17 protein-coding genes are annotated in these 18549 nt (G+C 59.7%); 8 read left to right on the top strand and 9 right to left on the bottom strand.

What is annotated here, in order from left to right; genetic code table 11:
* Positions 1 to 109: 109 nt before the first annotated feature.
* The 5 genes from AC3WTM_RS21810 to AC3WTM_RS21790 form a co-directional block, all read right to left on the bottom strand.
* Positions 110 to 1207, bottom strand: a complete 1098-nt coding sequence (locus AC3WTM_RS21810; protein ID WP_102672779.1) for a polyamine ABC transporter substrate-binding protein — start codon at positions 1205 to 1207, stop codon at positions 110 to 112.
* A 183-nt stretch (positions 1208 to 1390) separates the two neighbouring features.
* Positions 1391 to 2275, bottom strand: a complete 885-nt coding sequence (locus AC3WTM_RS21805; protein ID WP_102672778.1) for an ABC transporter permease subunit — start codon at positions 2273 to 2275, stop codon at positions 1391 to 1393.
* On the bottom strand, positions 2272 to 3186 hold the full coding sequence (locus tag AC3WTM_RS21800) for an ABC transporter permease subunit (protein ID WP_090456173.1): 915 nt from the start codon (positions 3184 to 3186) through the stop codon (positions 2272 to 2274). The genes AC3WTM_RS21805 and AC3WTM_RS21800 overlap by 4 nt, the downstream gene beginning before the upstream one ends.
* The gene (gene potA / locus AC3WTM_RS21795) at positions 3183 to 4325 is read right to left on the bottom strand and encodes a polyamine ABC transporter ATP-binding protein (protein ID WP_102672777.1); all 1143 of its coding nucleotides are present in this window, start codon (positions 4323 to 4325) and stop codon (positions 3183 to 3185) included. The genes AC3WTM_RS21800 and potA overlap by 4 nt, the downstream gene beginning before the upstream one ends.
* A 280-nt stretch (positions 4326 to 4605) precedes the next feature.
* Positions 4606 to 5367 (bottom strand): gamma-glutamyl-gamma-aminobutyrate hydrolase family protein, encoded by a 762-nt coding sequence (locus AC3WTM_RS21790; RefSeq protein ID WP_102672776.1) that lies wholly within the window; start codon positions 5365 to 5367, stop codon positions 4606 to 4608.
* A gap of 283 nt (positions 5368 to 5650) precedes the next feature.
* Here AC3WTM_RS21790 and AC3WTM_RS21785 point away from each other — a divergent pair, with 283 nt between their 5' ends.
* The 4 genes from AC3WTM_RS21785 (at position 5651) to AC3WTM_RS21770 (ending at position 10936) form a co-directional block, all read left to right on the top strand.
* Positions 5651 to 7027 (top strand): glutamine synthetase family protein, encoded by a 1377-nt coding sequence (locus AC3WTM_RS21785; RefSeq protein WP_008019695.1) that lies wholly within the window; start codon positions 5651 to 5653, stop codon positions 7025 to 7027.
* Positions 7028 to 7211: 184 nt separating this feature from the next.
* On the top strand, positions 7212 to 8702 hold the full coding sequence (locus tag AC3WTM_RS21780) for an aldehyde dehydrogenase (protein ID WP_102672775.1): 1491 nt from the start codon (positions 7212 to 7214) through the stop codon (positions 8700 to 8702).
* 52 nt (positions 8703 to 8754) lie between these two features.
* Positions 8755 to 10038 carry an NAD(P)/FAD-dependent oxidoreductase gene (locus AC3WTM_RS21775; protein WP_102672774.1) on the top strand — a complete coding sequence of 428 codons (1284 nt, stop codon included), beginning with the start codon at positions 8755 to 8757 and terminating at the stop codon, positions 10036 to 10038.
* Positions 10039 to 10387: 349 nt separating this feature from the next.
* Positions 10388 to 10936, top strand: coding sequence for a cupin domain-containing protein (locus tag AC3WTM_RS21770; RefSeq protein WP_007975263.1), 549 nt, complete (start codon positions 10388 to 10390; stop codon positions 10934 to 10936).
* Between the two features lie 128 nt (positions 10937 to 11064).
* Here the strand turns inward: AC3WTM_RS21770 and AC3WTM_RS21765 are convergent, their stop codons facing one another.
* Both AC3WTM_RS21765 and AC3WTM_RS21760 read right to left on the bottom strand, forming a co-directional pair.
* Entirely contained in the window at positions 11065 to 11772 is a 708-nt protein-coding gene (locus AC3WTM_RS21765; RefSeq protein ID WP_158247462.1) for a CatB-related O-acetyltransferase, read from the bottom strand.
* A 210-nt stretch (positions 11773 to 11982) separates the two neighbouring features.
* A complete protein-coding gene (locus AC3WTM_RS21760) occupies positions 11983 to 12276 on the bottom strand; it encodes a fructose-bisphosphate aldolase (RefSeq protein ID WP_102672773.1) in 294 nt (97 codons plus the stop codon).
* Between the two features lie 648 nt (positions 12277 to 12924).
* Here AC3WTM_RS21760 and AC3WTM_RS21755 point away from each other — a divergent pair.
* Complete coding sequence (locus AC3WTM_RS21755) at positions 12925 to 13728, top strand: hypothetical protein (RefSeq protein WP_102672772.1); 804 nt, start codon at positions 12925 to 12927, stop codon at positions 13726 to 13728.
* 33 nt (positions 13729 to 13761) lie between these two features.
* Here AC3WTM_RS21755 and AC3WTM_RS21750 read toward each other — a convergent pair whose 3' ends face one another.
* Both AC3WTM_RS21750 and AC3WTM_RS21745 read right to left on the bottom strand, forming a co-directional pair.
* Positions 13762 to 14505, bottom strand: a complete 744-nt coding sequence (locus tag AC3WTM_RS21750) for a hypothetical protein (RefSeq protein WP_102672771.1) — start codon at positions 14503 to 14505, stop codon at positions 13762 to 13764.
* Positions 14506 to 14694: 189 nt separating this feature from the next.
* Positions 14695 to 14931, bottom strand: a complete 237-nt coding sequence (locus tag AC3WTM_RS21745; RefSeq protein WP_007982133.1) for a hypothetical protein — start codon at positions 14929 to 14931, stop codon at positions 14695 to 14697.
* Between the two features lie 341 nt (positions 14932 to 15272).
* Between AC3WTM_RS21745 and AC3WTM_RS21740 the strand changes: the two genes are divergently transcribed.
* From AC3WTM_RS21740 to AC3WTM_RS21730, 3 genes are all read left to right on the top strand, one after another.
* Complete coding sequence (locus tag AC3WTM_RS21740) at positions 15273 to 15719, top strand: anti-virulence regulator CigR family protein (protein ID WP_102672770.1); 447 nt, start codon at positions 15273 to 15275, stop codon at positions 15717 to 15719.
* 120 nt (positions 15720 to 15839) lie between these two features.
* Positions 15840 to 16337, top strand: coding sequence for a hypothetical protein (locus AC3WTM_RS21735; RefSeq protein WP_492587650.1), 498 nt, complete (start codon positions 15840 to 15842; stop codon positions 16335 to 16337).
* Positions 16338 to 16609: 272 nt separating this feature from the next.
* Positions 16610 to 18529, top strand: coding sequence for a tyrosine-protein phosphatase (locus tag AC3WTM_RS21730; protein ID WP_102672768.1), 1920 nt, complete (start codon positions 16610 to 16612; stop codon positions 18527 to 18529).
* The last annotated feature ends 20 nt before the right edge of the window (positions 18530 to 18549 follow it).

Genomic DNA, 18549 nt, shown 5'->3' with positions numbered 1-18549 from the left:
AAGCCAAACACGCATCAAAACCAGTATTGCAGAAATGGGGGGATCCATAGATGTGGGAGCGAGCTTGCTCGCGATGGCAATGTCAGGCTCAGCAGATCAATTGAGTGAATTACTGGCCCAACTTCACCTTGGTCCAGCCACGGGTCATGATCCGCTGGACGGCAATCGGCTGGTCCGGCACGGCATAGAGCGTGGCCATCACCGCTTCCGGTGGGTAGGAGCCCGGATCGTTGCGGATCGCTTCATCGACCAGTGGCGTGGCCGCCGCGTTCGCGTTGCTGTAGCCGATGTTGTTGGTGATGTCGGCAATCACGTCGGGGCGCATCAGAAAGTTCATGAACAGGTACGCGTTCTCGACGTTGGCGGCATCGCGCGGGATGGCGAGCATGTCGTAGAAACTGGCGGCGCCTTCCTTCGGGATGCTGTAGTCGATCTTCACCTTGTCCCCGGCTTCCTGGGCGCGGGCCTTGGCCTGCAGCACGTCGCCGGAGTAACCGACGGCCACGCAGATGTTGCCGTTGGCCAGGTCCGAGATGTATTTCGACGAATGGAAGTACGCCACGTTCGGGCGAATCTTCATGAACAGCGCCTCGGCTTCGGCGATGTGCTGTTTGTCCCGATCATTCACCGGGTAGCCCAGGTAGTGCAGGGCGGTCGGGATCATTTCAGTCGGCGAATCGAGGAAACTGATGCCGCAGGCTTTTAGCTTCTCGGCGTTTTCCGGTTTGAACAGCAGATCCCAGGAGTTGGTCGGGGCGTTGGCGCCGAGCACTTCCTTGACCTTCTGCGGGTTGAAGCCGATGCCGATTGAACCCCACATGTACGGGATGGCGTGGGCGTTGTCGGGATCGCTCGCGGAGGCGTTTTTCAGCAGCACCGGGTTGAGGTTTTTCCAGTTCGACAGCTTCGACTTGTCCAGTTCCTGATAGACACCGGCCTTGATCTGCTTGGCCAGGAAGCTGTTGGACGGCACGACGATGTCGTAGCCGGATTTGCCCGCCAGCAGGCGTGCCTCAAGGGTTTCGTTGCTGTCGAAAACATCGTAGGTCACCTGGATGCCAGTCTCTTCCTCGAACTTCTTGACGGTATCCGGGCCTATGTAATCCGACCAGTTATAGACGCGCAGAACCTTGTCATTGGCCTGGGCGCCGGTGGCGATTGCGCCCAATAAGGACAGTGTCAGCAGAGTCCTGCCAAACATTTTCATCGGTACAACTCCATTTCTTTTTTATTCAAATACACATAGCAAACATTTGTCGCTGGAACGCTTGCGCGCTCCTTTGTAGGAGCGAGCTCGCTCGCGAAAAACTCAAGGACGCCGCGTTAATTCAGGTAGCCTGCGTCATCGTTGACGTCCATCGCGAGCGAGCTCGCTCCTACAGGGGCGGCCTCAGGCCGTCGCTTCTACCATTTGCTTTTTCGGTTGCTGCCAGGATTCGCTGGCGGTCTGGTCCATGGCTTCCTGGATTGCGCGCTTGCGGCTTTCTTCGGCACGGCGGCTGAAGTACCAGACCATGAAGGTCACGATCGACACTGCCAACAGGATCAGGCTGGCCACGGCGTTGATCTCGGGTTTGACCCCCAGACGGACCGCCGAGAACACTTCCATCGGCAGGGTCGTGGAACCCGGGCCGGACACGAAGCTCGCCAGCACCAGGTCATCCAGCGACAGGGCGAACGACATCATGCCGCCGGCCGCCAGTGACGGCGCGATCATCGGAATGGTGATCAGGAAAAACACCTTGAACGGCTTCGCACCCAGGTCCATGGCCGCTTCTTCAATGGACAGGTCCAGTTCGCGAAGGCGGGCGGAGACTACCACCGCCACATAGGCGGCACAAAACGTGGTGTGGGCGATCCAGATGGTGACGATGCCTCGCTCCATCGGCCAGCCGATCAACTGCGCCATGGCCACGAACAGCAGCAACAGCGACAGGCCGGTGATCACTTCAGGCATCACCAGCGGCGCGGTGACCAGGCCACCGAAAAGCGTGCGGCCCTTGAAGCGTGTGACGCGGGTCAGGACGAACGCCGCCAGCGTCCCTAGTGCGACTGCTGCAATTGCGGTGTAGCAGGCGATTTCCAGCGAGCGCACCACCGAGCCCATCAACTGGCTGTTGTCGAGCAAACCGGCGTACCACTTGATCGACCAGCCACCCCACACCGTCACCAGCTTGGAGGCGTTGAACGAGTAGATCACCAGAATCAGCATCGGCAAGTAGATAAACGACAGGCCGAAAATCAGCATGAACTTTGAAAATCCGAAGCGTTTCATCCCCGTGCCTCCATCTCTTTGGCCTGGCTGCGGTTGAACAGCAGAATCGGCACAATCAGGATCAACAGCATTACCACCGCCAGGGCGGACGCCACTGGCCAGTCGCGGTTGTTGAAGAACTCTTGCCACAACACACGGCCGATCATCAGGGTTTCCGGGCCGCCCAGCAGTTCCGGAATCACGAACTCACCGACCACCGGAATGAACACCAGCATGCAACCGGCGATGATGCCGTTCTTGGCCAAAGGCACAGTGATTTTCCAGAAGCTGTTGAAGGTGCTCGAACCCAGGTCCGATGCGGCTTCCAGCAGGCTTTGGTCGTGCTTGACCAGGTTGGCGTACAGCGGCAGTACCATGAACGGCAGGTACGCATACACCACGCCGATGTAGACGGCGGTGTTGGTGTTGAGGATCTCGATCGGGTGCGACGTCAGCCCGGTCCACATCAGGAACCCGTTGAGCAGGCCGTTGTTGCTGAGGATGCCCATCCACGCATAAACGCGGATCAGGATCGCGGTCCAGGTCGGCATCATGATCAGCAGCATCAGCACGTTCTGCGCTTCCTTGCTGGCCTTGGTGATGGCGTAGGCCATCGGGAAACCGATCACCAGGCACATCACGGTGCTGAAAAACGCCACCTTCAACGAACCCAGGTAGGCGGACAGGTACAGCTCATCCTCGCCCAGCAGGGTGTAGTTGCCGATGTTGAGCAACAGCTGGAATTTCTGCTCGGCGAAGGTGTAGATCTCCGAGTAGGGTGGAATGGCCAGGGCCGCTTCCGAGAAGCTGATCTTCATCACCAGGAAGAACGGCAACATGAAGAACAGGAACAGCCAGATGAACGGAATCCCGATGACGAACTTGCGCCCGCTGGGGACCCACCTCAGGAATTGCTGATTGAAGGTTTTCATGCGCGCAGTACCACGCCGCTGTCGTCTTCCCACCACACGTAGACCTGATCGTCCCAGGTCGGACGCGCACCACGGCGTTCGGCGTTGGCCATGAACGACTGGACGATCTTGCCCCCAGGCAGCTCGACGTAGAACACCGAGTGCCCGCCCAGGTAGGCGATGTCATGCACTTTGCCCGCGGACCAGTTGTAGCGGTTATCCGGCTTGACGGTGCTGACCAGCAGTTTTTCCGGGCGGATCGCGTAGGTGATCGACTTGTCCTGCACCGAAGTGCTGACGCCGTGACCGACGTAGATCTTCTGCTCCAGATCCGGGCTGTGGATGATCGCGTGACCTTCCAGGTCCTCGACCACGGTGCCGTCGAAGGCGTTCACGTTGCCGATGAATTCGCAGACCATGCGGCTGACCGGTGCTTCATAAATGTCCACCGGGCTGCCGATCTGGGCGATCCAGCCCAGGTGCATGATCGCGATACGCTGGGCCATGGTCATGGCCTCTTCCTGGTCGTGGGTCACCATCACGCAGGTCACGCCCACGCGCTCGATGATCTCCACCAGCTCCAATTGCATCTGCGAACGCAGCTTTTTATCCAGTGCGCCCATCGGTTCGTCGAGCAGCAGCAGCTTCGGACGCTTGGCCAGGGAACGGGCCAGGGCCACGCGCTGACGCTGGCCGCCGGACAGTTGGTGCGGCTTGCGCTTGGCGTACTGGGTCATGTGCACCAGGCGCAGCATCTCCTGCACCCGGGCGTCGATTTCGGCCGCTGGCAAACGGTCCTGCTTGAGGCCGAAGGCGATGTTCTGCGCTACCGTCATGTGCGGGAACAGCGCGTAGGACTGGAACATCATGTTGATCGGTCGTTCGTACGGCGGCATGTCGGTGATGTCGACACCGTCGAGCAGAATCCGGCCTTCGGTCGGGCGCTCGAAACCGGCGAGCATGCGCAGCAGGGTCGATTTGCCGGAACCGGAACCACCGAGCAGGGCGAAGATTTCACCCTGGTGGATCTCCAGGGACACATCGTCCACAGCGATGGTTTCGTCGAACTTCTTGGTGACGCGATCGATTTTCACCAACACCTTTTTCGGTGCCTGGTGACCCTCAAGAGCCTTCCTGTAGATGCTGGAGGCGTTTGCCATGTGAAACTCCCAACAGGTTTCAGTCGCCCGGCCAACACGGCCCGGCTTAATAGTGGATTGCAAACCCGTGAAGCCGGTTCGCGCTGGCCCCTTGTAGGAGCGAGCCTGCTCGCTCCTACAAAGATCTGCGCTCTCCCGTTCGGGTTTATTCGGCGCCGCCATCCTGGCTGCCTGGTCGTACTTGTTGTTATTGCAGTGTGTTGTTTTCGCGAGCAGGGCACGCACAAGCGCCTGCCCGCTCGCGTTGGGCAGTCAATCGTTGAATGTGGGTATCAGGTCGTCAGCTCGAGTGACGCAGCGCCGCCCGTTGTCGGCAGGCTTCGCCGAACGCCTGGAAAATACTCAAATAAGGAGGGTTGTTCAGGACCTGCCACTCCGGGTGCCATTGCACGCCGAGGGCAAAGGCCTTGCTGTGCTCGACGGAGATCGCCTCGATCAGGCCATCGGGTGCGACGGCTTCGGTGCGCAGGCCGGGCGCGAGGCGGTCGATGCCCTGGCTGTGAATCGAGTTCACCTGGAACACCGCAGGCAGCTCCAGCGCTTCGAACACACCGCCGGGCTGCACATTCACCTCATGGGCGGGTGCGTATTGCACGGCCAGGTCCGGATGGTTGGCCTCGCGATGGTCGAGCAAGCCAGGCAGTTCATGGACCTTCTGATGCAGGCTGCCACCGAACGCCACGTTCATTTCCTGGAAACCACGGCAGATACCGAGTACCGGTACGCCCGCTGCAATAGCGGCGCGGATCAGGGGAAGGGTGGTGGCATCCCGCGCCGGATCATGATCCGTGCCGGGGGCGCTGTCGGGGCCTTGATAGTGGAAGGGTTCCACGTTCGACGGCGAGCCGGTCAGCAACAGACCGTCGAGCTGCGGCAGCAGGTCATCGATTTCGGTCAGGTCGCCTAAGGAAGGAATAACGACAGGCAGCCCCAGCGCCGCAGAGCTGACAGCACGCAAGTACTTGTCGCCGCTGATGTGGTAGGGGTGCAGGCCAATCTGTTTGACGCACGCAGTAACGCCGATCAATGGCTTGAGTGCCATTTTTATCACCTCGAAGTTTCACACTTGAACGAGCTTTTCCGGAGCTTAGCCTTGTTGATTTTAATTAACAACTCTCATGTAAAAAATTCTAAACGCCGCACGTCCGATCTTCAGGGTTTGCGCGCGTTTGAGGGTGTATTTGGCACTCTCGTCCCCCTGAGAGGCCCGAAAATAAACGTTGAAAGGCCAGGTGTTCGCTATTGACTTCACTTTGCCTTTCGGATTGACTGGGCTCGTGAAAGGGCGGTGAACATAATAATTAACAGTAAAAAATAGGTGCATCATGTCGGTCCCTCTGCGTGCCGTTCAACTCAACGAAGCAAACGCATTCCTTAAGAAACATCCTGAGGTTTTGTACGTCGACCTTCTGATTGCGGATATGAACGGTGTGGTGCGCGGCAAGCGCATCGAGCGCACCAGTCTTCATAAGGTTTACGAGAAAGGCATCAACCTGCCGGCGTCTCTGTTTGCTCTGGACATCAATGGTTCCACGGTGGAAAGCACCGGCCTGGGTCTGGACATCGGCGACTCCGACCGGATCTGCTACCCAATCCCGGGCACCCTGAGCATCGAACCCTGGCAGAAGCGCCCGACCGCGCAACTGCTGATGACCATGCACGAACTCGAAGGCGAGCCATTCTTCGCCGACCCGCGGGAAGTGCTGGCCAATATCGTGCGCAAGTTCGACGACATGGGCCTGACCATCTGCGCCGCGTTCGAACTGGAGTTCTACCTGATCGACCAGGACAACGTGAACGGTCGTCCACAATCGCCACGTTCGCCGGTGTCCGGCAAGCGCCCGATGTCGACCCAGGTGTACCTGATCGACGACCTCGACGAATACGTCGATTGCCTGCAAGACATCCTCGAAGGCGCGAAAGAGCAGGGCATCCCGGCGGACGCCATCGTCAAGGAAAGTGCCCCGGCGCAATTCGAAGTCAACCTGCACCACGTGGCTGACCCGATCAAGGCGTGCGACTACGCGGTTCTGCTCAAGCGTCTGGTGAAAAACATCGCCTACGACCACGAGATGGACACCACCTTCATGGCCAAGCCGTATCCGGGCCAGGCAGGTAACGGTCTGCACGTGCACATTTCGATTCTCGACAAAGAAGGCAACAACATCTTTGCCAGCGAGGATCCCGAGCAGAACGCCGCGCTGCGACACGCGATCGGCGGTGTGCTCGAGACCCTGCCGGCGCAGATGGCGTTCCTTTGCCCGAACGTCAACTCGTACCGTCGTTTCGGCGCACAGTTCTATGTACCGAACTCGCCGAGCTGGGGCATCGATAACCGCACCGTGGCCGTGCGTGTACCGACCGGCTCCAAGGACGCCGTGCGCATTGAACACCGCGTGGCCGGTGCCGATGCCAACCCGTACCTGCTGATGGCATCGGTATTGGCCGGTGTTCACCACGGCCTGACCAACCAGATCGAACCGGGCGCCCCGGTGGAAGGCAACAGCTACGAGCAGAACGAGCAGAGCCTGCCGAACAACCTGCGCGACGCACTGCGCGAGCTGGACGACAGCGAAGTCATGGCGCGCTACATCGACCCGATGTACATCGACGTGTTCGTGGCGTGCAAGGAAAGCGAGCTGGCCGAGTTCGAGAACTCCATCTCCGACCTTGAGTACAACTGGTACCTGCACACCGTCTGACGGCGTTGGCGGCACACACAAAACCTGTATGTGCCGCCAGATCCTGTGGGAGCGAGCTTGCTCGCGATGAGGCCATCACATTCAACATGGATGGTGTCTGACCCACCGCTATCGCGAGCAAGCTCGCTCCCACAGGGATTGCGGTTCTTTTCAGATTCTTATTCCCCTGCGTCGAGTCACAACCATGACAAACACTCGCAGCGATTGGGAGCAGCGCTTCCAGTCCCTAACTATCGAAGGTCGCGCATTCATTGACGGCCAATACTGCGCGGCCGCCGGCGGCGCGACATTCGAATGCATCAGCCCCGTGGACGGTCGTTTCCTGGCGAACGTCGCCAGCACCGACGAAGCCGATGCCAATGCGGCGGTCGCCGTGGCGCGCCGCACGTTCGAATCCGGCGTATGGGCCAACCTGGCCCCGGCCGAGCGCAAGCGCATCCTGATCCGTTTCGCCGACCTGATTCTGGCGAACCAGGAAGAACTGGCCCTGCTCGAAACCCTCGACATGGGCAAGCCGATCAGCGACTCCATGAGCATCGACATTCCGGCGACCGCCAACGCGATCCGCTGGACCGCCGAAGCCATCGACAAGATCTACGACGAAGTCGCCGCCACGCCCCAGGATCAACTGGGCCTGGTGACCCGCGAAGCGGCCGGCGTGGTCGCGGCCATCGTGCCGTGGAACTTCCCGTTGATCATGGCCAGCTGGAAATTCGCCCCGGCCCTGGCGATGGGCAACTCGTTCATCCTCAAGCCTTCGGAAAAGTCCCCGCTGACCGCGATCCGCATCGCGCAACTGGCGCTGGATGCCGGCATCCCGAAAGGCGTGTTCAACGTTTTGCCGGGCTACGGCCACACCGTTGGCAAGGCGCTCGCGTTGCACATGGACGTCGACGTGCTGGCCTTCACCGGCTCCACGGCGATTGCCAAGCAGCTGATGGTTTACGCCGGGCAGAGCAACATGAAACGCGTCTGGGCCGAAGCCGGGGGCAAGAGCCCGAACGTGGTGTTCGCCGACGCGCCGGATCTGCGCGCGGCAGCACAGGCGGCGGCCAGTGGCATCGCCTTCAACCAGGGGGAAGTCTGCACTGCCGGTTCTCGCTTGCTGGTGGAGCGTTCGATTCGTGAGCAGTTCATTCCATTGTTGGTCGAAGCCCTTCAAGCCTGGAAACCGGGCCACGCCCTCGACCCTGCGACCACCGTCGGCGCGGTCGTCGACCAGCGTCAACTGGACAACGTACTGCGCTACATCGGCATCGGCAAAGAGCAGGGCGCCGAACTGATCGCCGGCGGCAGCCGCACCCTCGAAGACACCGGTGGCCTGTACGTGGAACCGGCGATTTTCGACGGCGTGACCAACGCCATGACCATCGCCCGGGAAGAAATCTTTGGCCCGGTGCTGTCGGTCATCACCTTCGACACCTTCGATGAAGCCCTGGCGATTGCCAACGACAGCATCTTCGGCCTGGCCGCCGGTGTATGGACCAGCAACCTGAGCAAGGCCCACACCTTCGCCCGTGGCCTGCGTGCCGGCAGTGTCTGGGTCAACCAGTACGACGGCGGCGACATGACCGCGCCGTTCGGCGGGTTCAAGCAGTCGGGTAACGGTCGGGACAAATCGCTGCACGCGTTCGACAAGTACACCGAACTCAAGGCGACGTGGATCAAGCTTTAACACCTTTTAAACGGCGGTCGCCAGCTCTCTGCGGCGGCCATCGGAGAACTGTATGAAACAAGCACATGTAAACAGCTACTACGCCGCCACCCGCAACTTCACCGGTGATTTCCCGGTGCTGGAAGGGGCGGTGGACTGCGACGTCTGCGTGATCGGCGCCGGCTACACCGGCCTGTCCTCGGCCCTGTTCCTCGCCGAAGCGGGCTACAGCGTGACCGTGCTCGAAGCGGCCAAAGTCGGTTTTGGCGCCAGCGGTCGCAACGGCGGCCAACTGGTCAACTCCTATAGCCGCGACGTCGATGTCATCGAAGAGCGCTACGGCGACAAGACTGCCGAAGTCCTTGGCAGCATGATCTTCGAAGGCGCCGACATCATCCGTCAGCGCATACAGCACTACGACATCCAGTGCGACTACCGCCCCGGCGGCATCTTCGCGGCGATGAACAAAAAACAACTCAAGGGCCTGGCCGAACAGAAGAAGAGCTGGGAACGTTACGGCAACAAGAACCTGAAAATGCTCGACGCGGCCGACATCAAGCGCGAAGTGGGTTCCGACGCCTACGTCGGTGGCCTGCTGGACATGCAGGGCGGCCACATTCACCCGCTGAACCTGGCCCTCGGCGAAGCCTCGGCCATCATCGGCCTGGGCGGCAAGATCTACGAGCAATCGGCGGCGGTGGAAATCACCTACGGCCAGCCCATCACCGTGCGCACCGCCAAAGGCGTGGTGAAGGCCAAGTACCTGCTGATCGCCGGTAACGCCTACCTGCCGCAGGGCCTGGACAACCGCGTGACCAGCAAGAGCATGCCGTGCGGTTCGCAGATCGTCGTCACCGAGCCGTTGTCGGAAAAACAGGCCCGAAGCCTGATCACCAACAACTACTGCGTGGAAGACTGCAACTACCTGCTCGATTACTACCGCCTGACCGCCGACAACCGCCTGCTGTACGGCGGCGGCGTGGTCTACGGTGCACGCGAGCCGGACGACATCGAACAACTGATCCGCCCGAAGATCCTCAAGACCTTCCCGCAATTGAAGGACGTGAAGATCGACTACCGCTGGACCGGCAACTTCCTGCTGACCATGTCGCGCATGCCGCAATTCGGCCGTATCGAGAAAAACGCTTATTACATGCAGGGCTACAGCGGCCACGGCGTCACCTGTTCGCACCTGGCCGGCAAACTGATCTCGGAAATGATCCGTGGCGACGCCGAGCGCTTCGATGCGTTTGCCTCGCTGCCGCACATGCCGATGATCGGCGGGCGTACCTTCTCGGCGCCGTTGACCGCCCTCGGCGCGGTGTACTACTCGCTGCGTGACCGTTTCGGGATCTAGGCTTTACCTCGCCGGCGGCATCTCCCCAAAGGGTGCCGCCGGCTTTTTAATACCAGAAACACCAAATCCCCTGTGGGAGCGAGCTTGCTCGCGATAGCGGTCTGATATTCGACATTGATGTTGACTGACCCACCACCATCGCGAGCAAGCTCGCTCCCACAGGTCTTGTGTCTTGACCCAGAATTATCATCAACAGGTTCTTTTTTTCAGCCGTTTATCGAACCTGCTGAGCATTACGAACAAACGTGATTTAATAGCCGCCTTTCACGTTTCCGGGACCGGAAAACGGCGTGATTCGCGCCTGCTCTCCACCCCCATTACCCTTAAGCGGTACGCACATAAGGCTGTCATGGACACGGGCTCACGACTCAAATTAGTACGCGAAAGCTACAAACTGTCCCAGCGCGAGCTGGCCCGGCGTAGCGGCGTCACCAATGCAACCATCTCCCTGATCGAACAGAATCGGGTCAGTCCCTCCGTCAGCTCCCTGAAAAAGTTGCTGGAGGGCATTCCCATGTCCCTTGCCGACTTCTTCACCTTCGATCAGCCGCCGCGCGAACACCAGTACGTCTTCCGCGCCAACGAACAGCCCGACCTCGGCCGCCATGGCCTGCGCCTGCTGCTGATCGGCGCGTCCGTGCCAAGCCGGCAGATGCGCTTGCTGCGCGAGCAATACGCGCCGGGCGCAAGCTCGGGCGAAGAGCCGATCGTGCATTCCGAAGGCGAGGAATGTGGGTTGGTGACACGGGGTACCGTGGAGTTGACCGTGGATGGCCAGGTGAGTGTGCTCAACGCCGGGGATGGCTATTACTTCCCGACGACGTTGCCGCACCGGTTTCGCAATATCGGGGCGGATGAGGCGGAAATCATCAGCGCCAACACGCCGGCGAACTTCTGATAACCGCTTTGCGGGCAGGGTTCATCAACAGCCAGCCGTTAAAACCCGCCTCTGATGCGGGTTTTTTATTATTCGGATTTGGTTATGGCCTGGCATCTTGACTGTGCAATGGTGGCCATTCCCGCTGTTCAAGACGAAATACTGCACCCTTTGCGGGTTATTTCGATCTGTTGGTAGTCGGCACGCGTTTCTTTCTGCAGGGTGGCCAACAGAGATAAAGTGGCTTGCGGATCATTGAGCGGTAATGTCTTGAGTACCTCGACATCAACATCCCACCACTTGCTGTTGATCAGCGCCTCAATCAATTCGGGTGTATGCCGATACTTGACAACTTTTGCCGGGGTGCCGGCAACAATGGCGTACGGTGGCACGTCATGGGCAACCAGGGCGCGGGTTGCGATGACAGCGCCGGTGCCTATGGTCACGCCTTCCAGGATCATCGCGCTATGGCCGATCCAGACGTCATGCCCAATCGTGATGTCCGCAACCTCCGGGTCGTAAACCAGCGCAGTGTCGGTATATTGAAAGGGATGTGAACTGAGCCAGTCCAACGGATGCGAGCTCTTTTGTTGGCCGATAAAACAGCTGCTGCCAATGGAGCAAAACCTGCCAATGGATGAGACCGCCGAAAGGACGCAGTCACTACGGATATAAGTATGCGCACCAATTTCCAGCTTTCTTGACTCTATGACCACATGCCCAAGCGTCACGCCTTCTTCTATGGTCACTGTCGATCTTTTGTGCAGCGACAATAAACCGCCCGCCACTTTGCATTTGTGTTTGCGGATCCATCTTTTCCAGTAACTATTTCGCAAATAACTAATTATTGTTTTCATGAACAGCTGTCTTGGATATGCGTTATAGGGCATGGCCTGGCCCCATGGGCCAACGACCGAGTCTAAATGAATCGGCTGGGGAGATGGATTTTTTAGACGTTACTCAAAAACGGTTTTTGTGCGTCTCAGTCTGCTGATGGCTGCTGTAGACAACTGAACGGTGGCCATTGAAAACCCGCAGAAATGCGGGTTTTTTGTGCTTGAACAATGTCACTGCTTCTTCGGCCCCTCAAATCCCCGCTGCTCAATCACGCCAAACACATCCCGCACATCCTGAAGCAGGATCCGCGAAATGTTGGTGACGGTGTTGATGTCGTTTTCGGCGTAGTCGGGGAGGCTGGTGCAGGCCATGAGGTTGAGGTATTGCAGGACGGCGTTGAGGCGTTCGGCGGCGCAGTTGTGGAGTTCGCGCAGCGGGGCGTCGCTGTCGATGAGGAGGACGGGGTAGCTGGTAGCGATTTGTTTCATGGGGGTGAAGCGGGGATCCGGACTGTTAGTCGTCATAAGTAAAACTTCCTCGTATCTGTAAGAAGAGCTACTCCCGGTCGCTGCGATTCGAAAGGGGTGGTAGCTATGTGCGGGTTCGCAGACCGAGGATACGAGGAACCCGGCAGACCCGAAGATCTCCCACACACAGCCACCATAAAGCGACATGCGGGCGCAGATGCGACCGTCATCGGCTTGATTGACTGCAAGGTTACTACACGTATCTACAGGGCTGCGAAACCCTGTCGCCAACTCAAGTCAGCGACGGGCGCACATTAGGTGTCGATCTCCTGCGCTGCAACCGGCCTGTAGGACGCCAAATGACCCCTGTGGCGAGGGAGCTTGCTCCCGTTCGGCGGCTCTGCCGCTGTAAAAACGGGCACTGCGGTGCATCTGAGGAAATGAGTTGCAAAGGATCAGGGCCGCTTCGCAGCCCAGCGGGAGCGAGCTCCCTCGCCACAAAGGGACAAGTCCTACAAATTTTCCAGACGTCAAGATTGAACGTTCGTCGGATGGCGGGTTGCTACCATCGCAATTGCCTGCCGATATCAACACGGCTGCTACGCTTGGTCGTTGCAGTGCCCGAGTTCCATTCCTGCTCACGCTGCAAGGGTAATCACGGAGTGCGACATCCATTCCTGTCGGCAACCTGCACGGAGGCAGGCGATGGTGATCAAAAGCATGGCCGATTCGACTGCGGCGGGGAGTCCCGTGCCGCTCGATCGGGAAGAAATCGAGCGGGTGCTGGCGCTGTTGCTGGTCAGCCCGTTGTTTGCCAAGTCCAGGCGCATGGGCAGTCTGTTGCGCTTTCTGGTCGAGCACGACCTTCAGGCTTGCAATGCGCCGCTGACAGAGCACGCCATCGGCATCGCGGTGTTTCGTCGTGACCCGGCGGTGTATTGCACGGGCGACGATCCGGTGGTGCGAGTGCAGGTGGGGCGCTTGCGGCGCAAGCTCGCAGCGCATTACGCCGGCAACGGCCAGCAGGACCCGGTGCGCTTGAGCATTCCACCCGGGTGTTATCGCTTGACCTATCAGCGGCTGCGGCCCAAGAGCGTCGGCACTCGCCATCCTGTGGTCCAGATCCAGCCGTTTACCTGCCTCACCCGCGATGGCGATGACTTTACCCGGGGCTTGTGCGAGGAGTTGAGCTGTCGACTGTTCGAGTCGTTCGAGCAGGCGCAGACCGGGACCAATCATGTGTTGATGCGGGTGGCACGCAACAGCGAGCCGGTACCGGACTTCAAGCGTGGCGGGCGTTACAGCTATTGCCTGGAGGGCAGTGTGCGGGTCGAGCCTTCGCGGGTGCGAGCGTCATTGCGTCTGGTGGATGTGGCGCAGGGGCGGATTCGCTGGTCGGCGCAGTTCGATCGTGATCGACCCCATGGCATTGCCACCCAGGAGGACCTTGCGCAGTCGATCTGTCGCTCGCTGACGGGCTACTTCGCCACGGCGGGCAAAGATGAGTGAAGGGGCAACCGCAAGGTTGCCCCGGCATGACGGTTACACGGTTTTCCACTGACCGCCTTCGTAAAGGCGACCTGCGGTGTTATCGAACGTCAGGTCGATTTCGATCGCCTTGGAGCGTGAGGTACTGAACATGGTGCTGGTCTGTACGTTCTGTTCGAACCACACGAGGATGGTTTCCACCGGCGTCAGTACGGTATTGCCGGTGACCACCTGGTTTACGGCCACGTAGATCGGCGTACTGACCTGGTTGCCATCGATGCCGGTGGACAACTGGTTGACCCCCGGATGAATCGGCGCGTAGTCGTTCACGAAAGTCAGGGAAATGTCCGGGCCACCGGTTACCGCCGGGCTCAGCAGACCGCTTTCATCGAGTGTCGAGGTTTGCCCCAGGCCAATGTTGACGATGTTGGTTGAGACTTTGACTTGCACGTTTTCCTTGAACACGTTGGAGGCAAACAGCTGATACTGCGGCGTCCAGCTGAACTCGTTATTGCTCAGGTAAGCGTCATAGGACTGCCAGACCACGTTGTAGTCGGCGTCACCCACCTTCTTGGCAAAGCACAGCTTGTAGCCCGACTTCTTCAGCAGCGTCAGGTCACCGGCGGCGATTTCGATGGTGACGGTTTTTTGCGAAGCCGCCAGGGCCGACCTCAATACCCGGCCGTAATCCGACGCCTTCAGTTGCGTTGGTGTTGCACCCATGATCGACTTGACGGCTTCTTGCACATCATTGTGAAGCTGCTGGCTCTGTTGGCTGACAGCGATTGATTTGCTCATGGTTTCCCTCTTCCTTGGTGGTGTGTTGGGCAATCAATGGGTTGCTGGCGCCTGGCGCTGCAGTCCATTGACGGCTTCACTCTAGGGGCGAGGGGCAGGGCGGCTAAGTGTCTTGGTGTTACAAGCGGGTATCGAGGGTGTATCAGGGCCGAGTCAGCGGGGCAGCCGATCGGCCGCCCCGCTTTGACCTCAGGCGGCCTTGGCATCGGCCCAGACGAAGTTCCAGCTGGTGCGTTTGCCCTTGGCGATCTCGATCAGCTTGTTCTCGTACACCGTATGATTGACCACGCCGGTGTAGGTCAGGGTGCGGGCGGCATTGGTCCCGGTGACCTCGCCCGGCTTGCCGCCCGACTCGACCATGGCTTTTTTCATGTCGGCTTCCGACGGGGCGCTGCTCTGGTTTTTTTCCACTTTGACGAAACTCATGATTCACCTCTTCCGTGATGGGGGGATCGGTGCCAGCGCGGGCCGACAAGTCGACGACCCTGTTCCACACCGACGGCCATACTCTATTGGCCAGTTCGACGTCGCAGAAGTGACAACTGCGGCGCTGAGGTAACAATCGGGAAACAGCGCCACGTGTTGTAGTATCTGCGACGTATCAAGCGTGGATTCACATCGAAGAAGGTTGCGGCGAATGCCCGGACGTGAAACCTGGCTTCGAGCGGATGAGCGCAGACGGTTCATGGCTCTGTATCTCGATGGAACCAACTACGTCAATAGCGTCTAAATTTCAGGGAACATTTCCCACCACGAAGGAGCGACTCATGTTCAGGTCTCGATCTTTGATTGCAGCACTCACCTGTTTGACCCTGATCAGCGGCTCGGTGACGGCGTTGGCTGATCCCGGTAACGGCCAGGGTAACGGGAAGGCCAACCATGGCAACCAAGGCAGTCATGGCAACAAGAACAAGAATTCCGGTGGTGGGGACTGGAGCAATGGCCCGAGCATCAACCGCGGCAGCGTGCTCCAGATCATTGGCGTGAACACGGGCTACTGGAGCCCCGGGCCTGATTTGCCACCGGGTATTCAAAAGAACCTTGCCCGAGGCAAGCCACTTCCACCCGGCATCGCCAAAAAACTGGATGGTCGGCTGGTCGGCAGGCTACCCCATTACGATGGCTACGAATGGCAGCAAGTCGGTACGGACTTGATCCTGGTTGCGCTGGCCACCGGGCTTGTCTATGAAATTCTCGACGGTGCGTTTGATTAACGTGTAGCAGGTTGTATTCCCGTTGAACGAGGCTGCTTCAGCCGTCTGTCGTGGCACTTGAACTGTTCCAGGGATATCGCGTCATACGTAACGCGATATCAACCTCCTACGGAAGCAATCATGCTTTTTAAAAACAAGAGTCTCGTTGCTGTAATGTCATGCGCCATGATGCTTGCAGCCGCTCCGTTACTCCCTGATGGCCTGTCGATCATGGGTTCCGCATACGCGAAGGATGGCGGTGGCGGTGGCGGTGGCGGTGGAAACGGTGGCGGTGGCGGAAACGGCGGTGGTAATGGCGGCGGAAACGGCGCAGGTCACGGCGGCGGTATGGGGGGCGGACACGCCGGTACAGGCCACTCCGGCAGTAACGGCCGCGGCAACGGGCACGACAGCGACCATGCCGGAAAATCCGTGCGCGACCATGGCCTGAGCGGGAACCACTACGGTAGTGAGCGCAACGATGATAACGGTCATGGCACGACGACCTCAGGCATCGCCCATTCCAAAGATACTCGCGGCATCTCCAAGGCCAGGGCTATTTCGGCCTCGACGCCAGGTGAGCACAACACCAAGGGCTTGAGTAAAGCCGGGCAGTCGACCTCGAAAAAAACCCATTGAGTTCGCGGCGACAGATCAGTTTCTGAAAAGCAAAAAAACCCGCTGGAAGGCGGGTTTTTTAATATCTGGAAATTGACCACCGGCCACCACACACCGCGTTCCCCGCCAGGCACATCACTCACAATCAGCCCCCCAGCGGGCATTACGCGGACAGAAAACGAGCCGCCTGGACACATCGCGCAGTGATTTTCGTTCGCGGGCGATTTGTCATGTTCAGTGCCATTTCATTGTAGATATTAGTCAGCCCAACGCGATTTCAATGAGGCTGCACTGTGTTCCAACGACTTGTGTGTTCGCTGTCTGTTTTGAGCCTGTCCATCGCTGCCGCCCAGGCGGCCGAGACTGTCCCCCTCAACACTCCTCGCCTGAAGAGCATCGATAACCTGCGCGATGTCGCCGGTCTCACCACCGCGTATTCCACGGCCAATGGCGGCACCATGCGTGGCGGGGTGTTTTACCGCTCCAACGCGCTGACGCCATCGGCGGCGGATCTGGCAACCCTTAACGGTATGGGCATCAAGGCGGTCTACGATCTGCGCACGCCAACCGAAATCGCCGCCACGCCCGACACGATGCCCACGGGTGCGACGTACACCAACATCGATATCATCGGTGGCTCCACGTCGGGTGCGAACATCACCAACGTTGCGTTTCACAGCGCCGCCGAAGCCACCGCCATGATGCAGGACACCAACCGTGATTTCGTCCGCAACCCAGGGATGCGCAGCGAGTTCAACCAGCTGTTCAATGAACTGGCCACGGTCGACGGCGCCGCGCTGTTCCATTGCACCGCCGGCAAGGACCGTACGGGTTGGACCGCCGCTGTGCTGCAAAGCATCGCCGGGGTCGACGATGCCACCATCATGAGCAACTACCTGGCGACCAACGACTACACCGCCGCGCGCATCAAGGCGACCCTGGCGGCGTTGCCACCGAGCCTGGCGACCATCTATGGGCCGCTGATCGGTGTGGAGGCCAGTTACCTGCAAGCCGGCCTGGACGAGGTGACCGCGCAATACGGCACGATGGATAACTACCTCAAGCAAGGCCTCGGCCTGTCCCAGGAAACCCTCTACGTACTGCGCGGCAAGATGGTGTTCTACAACAGTCTGCCTGGCGCAGCGAACCTGGCCGGCAACGCCGCGGCCGGCGCGCAGTTGTTGCAGCAACTGCAGAACAGCAACCTGTCGGGCACCTACAGCGCCTACAACTACTACCTGCAGTCGGCCATCGATGCCCGCAACCTCGGGGGCGTGGAGTCCACCGTCGGCGGTCAGGTGCACGCCGACGCCGCGAGCTACCTGCTGCGTCAGGGCGCGATGATCGAACAGGCCGCCGCGCCGTTCACCAGTGGCATCGACCTCAAGGCCGGGCAGTATCGCCTGTGGAGCACCGCCCTGGCGGGGTACCTGGGCACGGATGGTTCGTCCCACGCCTCCAGCAGCAACGAGCATAGCCAGGGCATGATGATTGGCCTGACCCAGCGCTTTTCCGAACAGCTCAGCGCCCATGCCGGCTTCGGCTACAGCAGCGGCAATGTCGGTGGTGCTGGTGGCGAGGCCGATACCGACCTGACCTTCTTCAGCGTCGGCGCACGCTTCGCACCGAACGGTCTGGAACGTGGCCTGTTTGTGGATGCCAATGCCAGCGCCGGCTATCTCGATTACGAGAGCAAGCGAGAACTCGGCGGCGGTCTGGGCACGGCCAGGGGCGACAGCCATGGCAACCTCACCGGCGCGACCCTGGCACTCGGTTACCGTGTGCCGGTGAACGGCGTGACCCTCGAACCGAGCCTCGGTGTGCGGGTTAGCCACGTCAACCTGTCGGGCTTCCAGGAAAAGGGCAGCGAACTGGCCCTGGACGTCGACGGCATCCACGAGACCCGCAAGAGCGCGGTGGCCAACCTCAACGCATCCTTTGCACCTGTCAGCCTCGGTGCCTGGCAAGTGGTGCCGGGTGTGCAAGTGGGCTACGAGCATGTGTTGGGTGACCATGAAGTCGACAGCGAAGGGCAACTGCTGGGCCTGGATATCGAACAGCAAGCCGCCTTCGACAACCGTGACCAGTTCACCGGTGGCGTCAACGTCATGGCCAACCTTGGTCCGTGGAGCGTAGGGGCGCAAGTCGGCGCCAGTGGTGGCGGTGACAGCCACGGCTTTAATGGCGGCTTGAAGGCCAGCTATCTGTTCTGACGATCAGTCAAGGCAATCTG

The sequence above is a fragment of the Pseudomonas sp. EU05-FHT14B02 genome, from assembly GCF_058791055.1.
Note: the sequence above shows the minus strand (reverse complement) of the source record. Positions and strands in the feature narration are given on the sequence as shown.

Excerpts from the sequence above, each read along its gene's own strand:
- AC3WTM_RS21810 (WP_102672779.1), bottom strand. The coding sequence starts at position 1,207 with ATGAAAATGTTTGGCAGGACTCTGCTGACACTGTCCTTATTGGGCGCA.
- AC3WTM_RS21805 (WP_102672778.1), bottom strand. The coding sequence starts at position 2,275 with ATGAAACGCTTCGGATTTTCAAAGTTCATGCTGATTTTCGGCCTGTCG.
- AC3WTM_RS21800 (WP_090456173.1), bottom strand. The coding sequence starts at position 3,186 with ATGAAAACCTTCAATCAGCAATTCCTGAGGTGGGTCCCCAGCGGGCGC.
- potA (WP_102672777.1), bottom strand. The coding sequence starts at position 4,325 with ATGGCAAACGCCTCCAGCATCTACAGGAAGGCTCTTGAGGGTCACCAG.
- AC3WTM_RS21790 (WP_102672776.1), bottom strand. The coding sequence starts at position 5,367 with ATGGCACTCAAGCCATTGATCGGCGTTACTGCGTGCGTCAAACAGATT.
- AC3WTM_RS21785 (WP_008019695.1), top strand. The coding sequence starts at position 5,651 with ATGTCGGTCCCTCTGCGTGCCGTTCAACTCAACGAAGCAAACGCATTC.
- AC3WTM_RS21780 (WP_102672775.1), top strand. The coding sequence starts at position 7,212 with ATGACAAACACTCGCAGCGATTGGGAGCAGCGCTTCCAGTCCCTAACT.
- AC3WTM_RS21775 (WP_102672774.1), top strand. The coding sequence starts at position 8,755 with ATGAAACAAGCACATGTAAACAGCTACTACGCCGCCACCCGCAACTTC.
- AC3WTM_RS21770 (WP_007975263.1), top strand. The coding sequence starts at position 10,388 with ATGGACACGGGCTCACGACTCAAATTAGTACGCGAAAGCTACAAACTG.
- AC3WTM_RS21765 (WP_158247462.1), bottom strand. The coding sequence starts at position 11,772 with ATGAAAACAATAATTAGTTATTTGCGAAATAGTTACTGGAAAAGATGG.
- AC3WTM_RS21760 (WP_102672773.1), bottom strand. The coding sequence starts at position 12,276 with ATGACGACTAACAGTCCGGATCCCCGCTTCACCCCCATGAAACAAATC.
- AC3WTM_RS21755 (WP_102672772.1), top strand. The coding sequence starts at position 12,925 with ATGGTGATCAAAAGCATGGCCGATTCGACTGCGGCGGGGAGTCCCGTG.
- AC3WTM_RS21750 (WP_102672771.1), bottom strand. The coding sequence starts at position 14,505 with ATGAGCAAATCAATCGCTGTCAGCCAACAGAGCCAGCAGCTTCACAAT.
- AC3WTM_RS21745 (WP_007982133.1), bottom strand. The coding sequence starts at position 14,931 with ATGAGTTTCGTCAAAGTGGAAAAAAACCAGAGCAGCGCCCCGTCGGAA.
- AC3WTM_RS21740 (WP_102672770.1), top strand. The coding sequence starts at position 15,273 with ATGTTCAGGTCTCGATCTTTGATTGCAGCACTCACCTGTTTGACCCTG.
- AC3WTM_RS21735 (WP_492587650.1), top strand. The coding sequence starts at position 15,840 with ATGCTTTTTAAAAACAAGAGTCTCGTTGCTGTAATGTCATGCGCCATG.